Raw genomic sequence first — 11,322 nt, 5'->3', positions numbered from 1 at the left:
GTGGGAGCCGATTCTCCGCGCCCATCCGAGGTGACCCTTGGTGCCGAAATGTTGTTGGGGTTATTGCCGATCTGACCACTACCCGTGACCAACGACTCGGTCGCGCCTCGGACGCTTCCGGTTTTGTGCGGCCTGGCGTCCACGTCGAGCAACCAGGGCGTACGGCAGAGTTGGCCGCTAGTGAGGCCTGCAGCGAAGGATTTCAGGACGCAAGGTGGGGTTTGTGGTGGGGTGTTGCAATTCCTGGTGCAGGGTGCGCCGTTGCCGGGCCCGCTGCCGGCGATCGGTGCGGTTCCTGGTGGGCTTCCTGGTGCGTAGACCCAACTACACGAAGCGGAGTGCGGATTCCGTTCGCAGTAGTGCTGCGTAGGCAGACTGGGGGCGCCGCTTCCATAGCCAGGCGACGAGCCAGAGTGGCTTGGCGTGGGAGATGGCTGGCTTGAAGGTGCCGGGCCTGGGCGGGAAAGTGGCCCCCGAGGGGCTTGCGCGCTAGGGCTTGGGTGTGGCTTAGTTTCGCTCCAGCGCCATTGAATATCCGGAGCAGAAACCCCAGTATTCTTTGGCTTGGTAACAACATAAAATAGGACAGCGATTCCGAGGACGACCAACGCAGCCGACGGACTAATTGCGCAGGCTCCGCAGTGTCCAGATGGGTCACTCACCGTCGTGGGACTGGAGTTGGCGTAGCTGTAGCGGTTCGTCTGCGTGACGGGGTCTGGGCTGAGAGTCCAGGTGTCGCGGCTGGTGAAAGCGCCAGCCGAGCTGTCGTACCAGCGGGCGTGGGCGTTGGTTTGCGCGGTGTCGGGGTCGGTCCAGCCGCCTTGGTAGCCGAGGGGCAGCGTGCCGGTGACCGCGGTGGGCTGGCCATAGGGCTGATAGGCGCGGGAAGCGGCGAGGTCGCCGGTGCTGGGGTTACTGGCGGCGATGAGGTCGTTGTGGATGCCGTCGGTTATGAGGTTGCGCGCGGCGGCGGTGCCGGCCTTGTCGGATAGCGGCTGCCCGTCGGGGCTGCGGAGTATGACGGTGTCTTGGGTCGGGGTGTCGGGCGTGCGGATGGGTTGGTTGGTCAGGTCGTTGTAAAGGAAGGGCAGGGTGTTGCGTTGGGCGAGGCGGTCGAGGGCGTCGTAGGTGTAGTTGACGGTGTAACCGGTGCTGGTGGCTTGGGTGAGGCGTTCGAAGGCGTCGAAGGTGTTGATGTCGACGGTGGTGCCGGTGGTGTGGGTGGAGAGGGTGCCTCGGGGGGTCCAGGTCCAGGCTTCTGCGGGTTGGGCTGCGCCGTTGGCGGTGGTGGTGCGGTTGCGGGCGTCGTAGGTGGTCGTTCGGGTGCCGGTGGGGTTGGTGACGGTGGTGCGGTTGGAGGCGTTGTCGTAGCCGTAGGTGGTTTGTTGGTTGGTTGGTGATTTCCAGGTGGTGAGTCGGGCGAGGCCGTCGTAGCCGTAGGTGTTGGTGCCGGCGCCGGTGACGCCGGTGGTGGTTTTGGTGAGGAGCAGGTCGTCTTTGTCGTAGGTGTAGGTGGTGGAGGCGGTGGTGGTGCCGTTGGGTTTCTTGTAGGTGTCGGTGGCGAGGCGGCCGAAGCTGTCGTAGGTGTAGGCCCGGGTCGGTCCGCCGCTGCCGTAGGTGGTCTGGCCGAGTTGGCCGTTGTTCTTGTAGACGTTGGTGGCGGTGACTCCGGTGAGGGGGTCAGCGGTGGTGGCGAGGGCGCCGGCGGTGTTGTAGGTGAAGGTTGCGGTGCCGGCAGCGTCGGTGCGGTTGGTGAGGTTGCCCTCGCCGTCGTAGGTGTAGGTGGCGTCGCCTGCCGCGCCGGTGACGCTGGTGAGCTGGTCGCGGTCGTTCCAGGTGTAGTTGGTGGCGCCGTTGGGCCCGCCGACACTGGTGATACGGCCGTTGAGGTCGTAGCCGAGTTGGCGGGTGGCGGTGGTGGCTTCGGCTCCGGTGCCGGTTTCCTGGGTCAGGTTGCCGAGCTTGTCGTAGGTGAGAATTCGGCTGACGTTGCCGGGGAGTCGGTAGGTGACGGGTTGCCCGGCGGCGTCGTAAGTGGTGGTCCAGGTGCGGTCAGCGGGGTTCGGGTGTGCGGTGGTGGCGGGCTCGATGACTGAGGCGGTCTGACCCCATGGGGTGTAGGTGTAGGTGGTGGCGTTGGCGTTGCCATCGACCATGCGGGTGCGTTGGCCGGTCAGGTCGTAGCCGAGTTCGACGGTGACGGCCGTCGTCGCGTCCGCCGGGTTGACGCGCTGAGTGATGGCGGTGAGTTGACCAGCATTGTCGTACCCGTACTGGCTGGTTCGGCCTTCGCGGCTGGTGACGGTGAGCGGCTGGCTTGCGCCGTTGTAGGTGGCGGTTGCGGTTCGCAGGGTGGTGGCGCAGGCGCCGGTCGTGGTGGTGGTGCAGTCGGCGGTGGCGGTGAGGCGCCCGGCGAGGTCGTAGATCTGGGTGGTGACGGGGTCGACGTAGGTGGTGTCCTTGCCCTTCACCGAGGTGAGGGGCCGGCCGGCCATGTCGTAGGTGTACTGGGTGAACCGGCCGGTGGGGTCGGTGACTTTGAGTGGCTCGCCGGCGGTGTTGTAGGTGGTCGTCGTGGTGTGGTTGAGCGGTGTGGTGACGGTGGTGAGGTTGCCGGCGGGGTCGTAGGCGAGGTTGGTGGTCAGGTAGAGCGTGTTGCCGGTGGTGCGGTCGCTGACGGTGGCCGTGATTTGTTGGCCGAGGTCGTTGTAGGTGGCCGAGGTCGATCCGCCGGTGGGGTCGGCTGCGGACAGTAGGTCCCCGACTCGGTCGTAGGTGTAGGTCCAGACGGGTGTGGTTTTGGGTCCGTCGTCGTCGGGGTCGGGCAGGGTGCGGGTGAGCGGTCGCCCGTAGGGGTCGTAGGTGTGGGTGGTGATCCGGCCGAGGGGGTCGGTGGTGTGGTCGACCAGGCCTTGGGAGTTGTAGGCGGTTTGGTAGGTGCCGGTAAGGGCGACACCGCCTGGAGTGGTGTAGGTCGGCAGGCTGACGCTGGTAGGCCGGCCGGCGGGGTCGACGCTGGCGGTGGTGGTGTTGCCGTTGGCGTCGCGAATGTGGGTGGTGTCGCCGAATGTGTTGTAGCCGATGGTGGTGACGGGCACGGCGGTGGTGCTGGCGCCGTTATTCCAGACGGTGCGGGTGGCGCCGGTGGTGGTAACGGGGTTGCCGAGTGGGTCGTAGGTGGCGCTGGCGGTGACGCCGGCCGGGTCGGTGGTGTGGGTGACGAGGCCGCGGGCGTCGCGTTGGTAGACGGTGGTGAGGGCGGCGGGGGTGCCGCCGGTGTTGGCGACGGTCTCGGTCAGGATCCGGCCGATGTCGTCGTAGGTGTAGCTGGTGGATTCGGCGCGGCCGGGTGAGGCAGCACCGGTGCGCGTGAGGGTGGCGATGGTGCCATCCAGGTTGCGGCTGTAGATGACCGCGCGGTCCAGGCCGGCAGGGTCGAGGTGTTCTTCCTTGATGTAGCCGGCCTTGTCGTAGATCGTCGTGGTGCGGATGTCACCCATGGCGATCTGCAGGTTGGGTTGTCCGGCGGCGTTGTAGTCGCTCTTGCTGAGCTGGGTTTCGCTGGTGATGTCGCCGCTGGTATTGCGGCGGACCCTGCTGCTGGTCGCGGGCAGGTTGTCGCCATAGTAGGTGTAGGCGGTTTCGCGGCCCATGGCGTCGACGACAGAGGCGAGGCGGCCGGCGGGGTCGTAGGCGCGGGAGTCCAGGACGAGGCGTGTGGCGGTGGGATTCATCGGGTCGACGCCGTCGCCGACAGCGGCGGTCTCGGTGCGACGGTGTGCCTCGTCGTAGGTGTACTCATAGATGAGGCCGCTGGGCTGGGTGACCTTGGTGAGGTCTCCCCTGCTGTCGTAGTCCTGGTCAACCGTTTTGGCGTCGGGGGTTGTGGTCAGGTCGGGGCGGCCTGCGGCGTCGTAGGTCCAGATCCAGGTGCGGTCGGGGTCGTCGCCGGTGATGTCGTCGATGACCTGGCGGGTACGTAGGCCGAGGTCGTTGTAGGTGTAGGTGCTCTTTGCCTGGTGCGTGACGCCGGTGACCGCGTTGGTGACGGGTGGGCCGGTGGTGGTGGCGACCTGCGACAGGGCGTTGTAGGTGTAGCTGGTGGTGCTGAAGGCGTTCCCGTCGGCGGGGGCAATCGTGATGGTGGTGACGCGGCCGAGTGCGTCGCGGGTATAGGTGGTGGTCAGCCCAACAGGGTCGACGGTGCGGACCAGGTCACCCGAGGAGTTGTAGTAGTTGCGGGTGGTTTTGCCGTTGCGGGCAGTTGCGGTCAATTGCAGCCCGGCCGGGATGGTGCCGGTGCCCGCGGGTTCGGCGGCCTCGGAGCCGGTGGAGTAGGTGTAGGACTCCGTGGGCGAGGTGGAGTAGCCGGCGGGTGCGGGGTAGCTGACGGCGGTGATGTGCCCGATGGTGTCGAGGGTGTGCGTGACGCGGTAGGTGGTGTCGGTGGCGGAGGCAGAACGGGCGTCTGCCGTCCAGGTCCGCACGTCGTTGCGCGGGTCGAGCGGGTTCGTGGCGTTGAGGTAGTAGCCGGCGTAGCTGGTGTTGCACTCAGTGCTGGTTCTGCAGGTGGTGCGGCCGAGGACGTTGCCGCGGGCGTCGGTGTCGTAGGTGGTGGTGTTGTTGTTGGCGTCGGTGTACTTGGAGACGAAACCGCGGGCGTTGTAGGTCCATTTCTGTTCGCCGAAGGTGTCCTCGCGGCTGACGAGGCGGCCGCCGTGGTCGATGTCGTGGCGGTATGTGATGGGTTCGGCGTTGTCCGGTGCCAGGACGACGACGCGTTTGCCGTTGTCCGGTGTGGGGTTGCCGAGGTCCCAGGTGGCGCCGTTGCGGTCGGTCAGGGTGGTCACGCGGCCGCTTGGCCCGTCGTAGGCGACGGTGAGGGCGGTATGCCCGCCGGGATCGGTGACGGTGGTGAGCCGCTGTGTCGCGGTGCGGGCGGCCCAGTGCGCGGAGACCTGGTTGGCGCCGAGGGGGTGCTTGTAGTAGGCGGCTTCGTCGATGAGGCCGGTGAAGGGAAAGTTCCCGGTCGGGGTGCCGGTCCAGCCGCTGCCGCCGCGGCCGTTTCCGATAGAGGCGTGGGCCATGTCGCGGTAGTCGATCAGCTGGCCGGTCAGCTGGCCGATCCTGACGCCGTCGAGGTACAGCTGCTGGGCGTCAACGGCGCCGGAGAGCACGACGTGGTGCCATTGCCCGTCGTCCACGCGGGCCGAGGACGTCATCTGGGTTTGGCTTTGGGTGGTCGTCCAAATCTTGGCCCGCAGCACGCCGTTGGTGTCGACGTAGAGCATGGGCAGTGTCTGGGAGGGGGTGTGGCTGAGGTCGGTGTTCTGCATGCCGAACAGCACGCCGTTCTCGCCGGTGCCGGCCTTGAACCACAGTTCCACGGCGACGCCCATGGAGGTGTTCGTCAGGTTCTTCGGCAGTTCGACGGCGGTGGTGCTTGTAGCGCCGAAGTCAGCGGCGGTGTCCGGAGATCCGGCCAGTGCCCCTGCTACGCCGAGGGTGACGTCTTGATAGGAGCCGTCACGGTCACCGGCTTTGGTGGCGACGACGTTGGTGGCGTCCTGCGTGTCTGCAGCCTCGCCGAGGGGCCAGTAGGCAGCCGGGTTGTCGTCGGTGACCACCGAGCGGTAGTGCGATGACGCGGTGTAGGCGTAGGTGGTGCATGACTGTGCAGACAGCGGCGTGCAGACTTGGGTAAGGGTGTCGCCGGTGTAGGTGTAGGTCCACCTGGGCGCGGTCTCGCTACTGGCGGGGGTGTCGGTCGCGACAGAGGTGACGTGGCCGCCGGTCCAGGTCAGGTGCAGTGAACGGTTGCTGCCGTTGTCAGTGATCGTGGTCAGCTCGTTGTTGCTGTTATAGGTGTAGCTCTGGATGCGGCCATCGGCGTCTGCGACGGAGGTCAGCCGGCCGTTGGCGTTGAAGATCCGCCGGGTGCCGGTGGAGTCGCGCAGGGTCCAGACGGTCGGGCTGCCAGCGGCGACCAAGGTCAGGGTTGATCCCTGTGGGGAGGCGTAGGTGCCGTCCGGGTTGCGGCCGAAGCGCAGCTGTCCGCCGGAGGCGAGCGTCACCAGAACGTTGTCGGAGCCGTCGGAGTCGGTGGTCAGCCGCTGATCGATCGGGCTGCTCCAACCCGCGCCGAACGCCCCGGATGCTCGCAGGTCCTGCGAGTTGTAGGTCCGGGTCATCGTCAACGCAGGTCCGGCGACCGCCACGGCAGCGTCGGTCACCGTGGTGGAGTAGTTGCCGACGTACGGGTTGAGGCCCGCCACCGCCGGATCGTTGCCGGCCCCGGCGAGATGGCTCGACACCTCAGGCTGCGCCACTGTCGGCGTGAACACGTACGGCCCGAGTTCCGGGGTGGATGCCTGGGTGTCGGACAGGGTGACATACCAGTGTGCGGGCTGCTGCCAGGTCAGCAGCCCGCTAGGCACTGCCCAGGCCGTCGACGATCGCCATGCCGTGCTCTGACAGCCGGACGGTGCCGCCGGGGTGCCCTTGCAGATGCGGAACTTCACCTGCCGGCCGCCGGCCGGGGTGTTGTCCGGGTCGAGGTAGTCCACCCACAGGCTCGGGGTGAGGGAGTCGGTGAAGCCGTTATGCGGCGGGAACACGCCGCCGTCGCCGATGGTCGGCGCGCCATTGCTCACGGTGAAGGTGCTCTGGCCGAACGGGATGCCGTAGGTGCTGTTGAACGAGGCGCCGGACGGGTTCACCATGTCCAGGCGGAGGATGTAGGTGCCCAACCCGAGCGACTCGACCTGGATGGGCACGTCGGCGTACTGGTGCGGGCCGACGTTCTTCGGCATCGCGTAGAGCGGCCCGCTACGCAGAAGCGTCCCGCCGGCGCTGAGAATCTTGTACGTCAGCCGATAACCGTTCGTCGGGGTCCAGGTCGTCGAACCCCAGTTCGTCACCCGTGCCGTAATCTTCCCGGCCGACGCGGCAGTGACCGGCGGGTTGAAGCTCGGCGAGGGAAGCGAGTACTTGGCGCCCTGGTCGGAGTAGTTCAGGTCGATGTATGGGCGAGCCGTGGAGTTCGAGAAGTTCGCCGACGCGAACCGCTTCCAGGCATAGCTGTCGGTCTCCGACGCCCGCACCGTCAGCCCGTAGAACGCCTCGGTGCCGTGCAGCCACTTCATCACCCGGTCCGGCGGCAGCGAGAAGCCGGCCCAGTTGCCGCTCGGGCAGTCGTAGTAGCCGTGAGCGAACGACCCGGTAGCGAGCCGGTTCGCCGAGTCGTACGACGGCCCGGCCCACGTCTTGGTCGTCGATCCCGACCATGACTTGGTCACCGCGTACACGTTGACGCTGCGGGCTCTGCAGGAGTAGGACCAGAAGTTCCACAGCTGCAACGTCGCGCCAAGGACATAGCGGTTCGGCCTCGACGCCTTCAGATCGTTGAAGTGCAGGTACGACGCGGCCCGCTCGGTGCCACCGTTGTAGGTGCCCACCAGCAGGTCACCCTCGGCGGAGTTGTTGCGGTTGGCGTGGTCACGCTTCGACACGTACGTGTCGTCGGTCTCCGCGTTGTCGGTGAACGAGGGGTCGACAATGACCGGGAACACCCGCGAAGGATCCCGCAGCCACTGGGCGTCCAGGTCGACCTGCAACAGCCACCCGGTAGCCTGACGCTGCAGCGAGTATCGGACGTTGTCCGTCCGCTCCCCCGTACCACGACGGGGGTGGACGTTCGAATCAACCATGAACCCCGGCGGGATGACACCCCGCACCGCACCACTTGCGTCGGTGAACTCGACTTCACCGGTGGCGTCGTTGAGCGCCGGAGTGACGCCCTTGACGGTCAGCGGGAAGGTCCATGTCGTCGGGGCGTCAGCGGAGTGCAGGACGATCTCTTCCTTGAGGCCCCACTCCATCGGCGTCAGCTTCACGTCGGACGCCGCACGCACACCGGTGAACGTGGCCGTCGACTCCTCAACCGACGACGTGACCGCAGCAGCACCGTCAACCGCGAAGGACACCGCAGCGTCCTCGCCCAACGACAATGTCGCCATCTGCGGATCGTTGCTGCGAGAGGCGATACTCACATCCGCGGCGGATGCCGGCGCGTACCGGCCATCGGCCCGTCGGGACAACCGGTTATCGATCGGCTTCCACGCTCCAGCGCCGTCACGGATGAAGGCCGGACCGTCGTAGACCCGCAGCGTCTTCGTGCCATCAGGATTGACGAACTCGGTCGTGCGCTCCGTACGGGCATCCGACCGCTCGACGGAACGGCCGGCGACGACTCCACCGCTGGCGCCTCCCACCTCCGAGAGCGAAGACGCCTCCTGCCCGGCCTCACCCTGCCCAGGCACCTTCACCGCAGGGAACGTCTGCTCGGCACCGACCGCGCCTGGCACAGGCGGACGCGCTGCGCTGCCTCCGGCTGACCCGGCAAACGACGTCCGCGCGGTTGTCGCCTCATGCGACGGTAATCCCGCTACCCCTGCACGTTGAGAAGGCTTGACCGCGGTGGCGCCCGCCGGCGCCGCAGGCGATGCCGTCACCGGCTGCGGAGGCACCGCCGACAGCAACGACGCCACCATGCTGAACGTCAACAAACCTGCGAGGGAGTACCTGCGCCGAGCCCAGCGGCCCACAGCCGCAACACTCATGGCGGATCCACGAAACGCACCGGCCACCGCAGTCTCCTCAAGGTCAGCAGGGTGCGCTGACAGTAAAGATCACTAACGGACCAGAGCAAGAGGCAGCACAAACTGCAAGGACGACTCAGCCAAGATCGATCAAATCCGACACGACGATCTACACAGCGTCACTCGCGAGCGGACGTTCAACCAGCTCAGCCGATGCATTTCGCAGCGAAAGACATCAATCAGGCGGTTCGCGACAGGACGCACCTGGATGACCGGATACCGGCGATCAGTAGGTGTTGCGAGCGGCAAAGCAGATCCGACTCGGACAGCAGGTACCGCGCGAACGGGTAGCCTTGAGGCCGAGCGGAAGGCGGGCTCGGTCGGCGGGCGAACGTGATCACGGGTGGTACATGACTCGCCCTCAGCCCAACGATGCACGCCATCGCGAGCAGGCGCGGCCACTCGCCGTGCCTCGCTCTGGGCAGCACGAGCCCGGGCCGCCCGGCCCAACACCCGGCGCTCAAAGGAGCGAGGGTCTTGAACCCAAGACAACCTCTTGTCGAGTCCTCTCAGGACTTGTCATTGGTTGCCAAAACCCCTTGTTACCGTCCGTAGCCATCCCACCCTTGTCATTGACTGTCAGAAGTAGGCGCTGAGCTGCGCAGACATGATTAAGCAATGATCGCTACTTGTCACTGGTTGTCAACCACGCGCGGCGGTTTTCGGGGGGTAAACGAGGGGACCGACAGGGCGTCGCCAGTCCAGCGCGTCCCGCTCCCCCATCAGCAGAACACCCGTCACCAAGGGAACGGCGCGCCCCTACCCATCGCTACACGCTGGCCGCAGGCTTGGGGGTTCGTGTCGGTTGATCGACACGAACCGATCCCCAACCCGGGCTGGACCCAGTTGCGCAGCGTCTCGTGGTTGACACCCCGCTCCCGGCCCACGTCACGGATTGTGCGACCGGAGTCGAGCACCAACGCCGCGGTCTGGCGCCGGAACTCCTCGGGGTACTTGCTCCGTCCAGCCACAGCGTTTCCTCCTCCTCGGCAGGATGCCAAGTCAGGAGGTGTCCGGTCTCAGGGCGTCACTTCAAGGCTGGGCTCACCTTCTCCGGCCCCGTCCGCCGCCACCGCGAGCGCCACGCATATGCGTCCCTCCCCCGCCATCGTCGGGCCACAGGAGCCGGCCCGGTGCGCAGATCAGCCACAACGAATGAATGGGGCGCGGTACCGGTCGGGTCTGGCTGCTGCTACCCGCCGGCGGTTCATACCTGCGCCTCGACCCATCGACAGCCTCGCCGACGCCATCGGTTCGATCACCGCATCCACCGACATCCGACGCCGCTCCACCGCCCGCGTCCGCGGTCAGCGCGCTGGGTTGCCGCAGCAGATGTGCCGTGATACGTTCCCCGGCTTGCTTCACCTGGGACGAGGGAAATCAGATGGCTAAGGAACGGGAAGGCCACGCCGATATTCGCGCCAAGCTGAGGGCTGCCGGCTATCGGCTGGTCCAGCTTGATCCCAAGATCGACAGCCACTCCAACCGCCGCGTTGACGCGCTCGCGTACGCCGCGAACGTTGACGGCGACCTCGTCCCGTGGCTCGCTGTCGAGGCCAAGAACGGCGCAAACATTAAGCCGGAAGTGGCGCTCTCGCAGCTGCGCAGGTGGCGTGAGCTGCTCGGCACGGTGGAGCACTATGCCGTTATCAACGGCCAGTGGTTCCGTGCCGACCGCAGCATGCGTTCGATGGAGCCGGCCGATGGTCCGGTGGGTCCCGCCTACGGTGACTCTGGATTCTTGACGGATCCTGCACTGGCCACCTCACTTCTGATGGATCGTCTGTGGTTCGAGACGGAGAAGGCCGGCGGCAAGGGTCATCGCCTCGACTTCTTCGTCCCTCCGGCCGACTTGCTGGCGGAGACGGCGATTCCCGGGATCAAGACCGCTGGCGGTGAGTTCATTCCGGTCCGTCACGACGTGCTTTGGCAGGCCCGACGTCGAGCGCTCGCGTCCTTCGTGCTGAGGGGGCCACACGCTGGGGAGCACACCACCGCTCCGGTGATCGCCGACGCTGTCGGCCGCCTCACCGGCAAGAAGCTCGTCGGCACAGTCCTTGATCCCTTCTGCGGCACAGGAAACTTCCTCTGGGCCGCGATGGATCGCGCACGGGAGCTGGACGGTCGAGTCAAGTTCGTCGGGCAGGAGATCAACACCCAGCTGGCCGAGCTTGCCGAGCAGATTGCTCGGACTGCACCGGCGCCGGCCACGATCACCACTGGCGACTCCTTCACCACGGAGCTCCCCGAGGCGGACATCATCGTGACGGCCCCGCCATTCGGACCCCCTGTGCGGCGGCCGTGGACCCTGCTCATTGGGGTACCCGCACGAGAGTTGGAGGTTGCTGCGATCGACCTATGCCTGCGCAAGCTGCGCCCCGGTGGTCGCGCGGTGTTCCTGCTGCCGAACAACATCACCTTCAAAAGACGCTGGAGGCGTACCGCCGATACCTTGCGAACGAGTACCGCGTCGGCGCCCTGATCGGCCTCCCGGCGGGTGCACTCGAGGGCGCCACAATCCGCGCTGTGCTCCTGGTGATCGACCGCGCCGAGCCAGGGGAGACCTTTGTCGCCCAGCTTGGCGACGACTGGGCGGCTCAGCTCTCAGAGACCGGCGCGGCCATGAACGCGGCGCTTGAGCACCTGGACGGCGAGTAGATCG

The 11,322-nt window shown here is 66.6% G+C and carries 4 protein-coding genes; 2 read left to right on the top strand and 2 right to left on the bottom strand.

The window, feature by feature from the left end; genetic code table 11:
* Positions 1 to 8,273: LamG-like jellyroll fold domain-containing protein (locus O7607_RS30425; RefSeq protein ID WP_269707130.1), on the bottom strand; the 8,273-nt coding region annotated here is incomplete at its 3' end.
* A 1,124-nt stretch (positions 8,274 to 9,397) separates the two neighbouring features.
* Positions 9,398 to 9,631 carry a transposase gene (locus tag O7607_RS30655; protein WP_442929433.1) on the bottom strand — a complete coding sequence of 78 codons (234 nt, stop codon included), beginning with the start codon at positions 9,629 to 9,631 and terminating at the stop codon, positions 9,398 to 9,400.
* 413 nt (positions 9,632 to 10,044) lie between these two features.
* Here O7607_RS30655 and O7607_RS30420 point away from each other — a divergent pair, with 413 nt between their 5' ends.
* Together O7607_RS30420 and O7607_RS30415 are read left to right on the top strand one after the other, a co-directional pair.
* On the top strand, positions 10,045 to 11,142 hold the full coding sequence (locus tag O7607_RS30420; RefSeq protein ID WP_269700131.1) for an N-6 DNA methylase: 1,098 nt from the start codon (positions 10,045 to 10,047) through the stop codon (positions 11,140 to 11,142).
* 44 nt (positions 11,143 to 11,186) lie between these two features.
* Positions 11,187 to 11,318, top strand: a complete 132-nt coding sequence (locus O7607_RS30415) for a hypothetical protein (RefSeq protein ID WP_269700133.1) — start codon at positions 11,187 to 11,189, stop codon at positions 11,316 to 11,318.
* Positions 11,319 to 11,322: the final 4 nt, after the last annotated feature.

It is taken from the genome of Micromonospora sp. WMMA1949, assembly GCF_027460145.1.
Classification (GTDB): Bacteria; Actinomycetota; Actinomycetes; order Mycobacteriales; family Micromonosporaceae; genus Micromonospora.
The sequence above is the reverse complement of the archived record's forward strand: the minus strand, read 5'-3'. Positions and strand labels throughout refer to the sequence as shown.

Bases quoted from the DNA above. Each gene is read 5' to 3' on its own strand.
- O7607_RS30420 (WP_269700131.1), top strand. From the start codon at position 10,045: ATGGCTAAGGAACGGGAAGGCCACGCCGATATTCGCGCCAAGCTGAGG.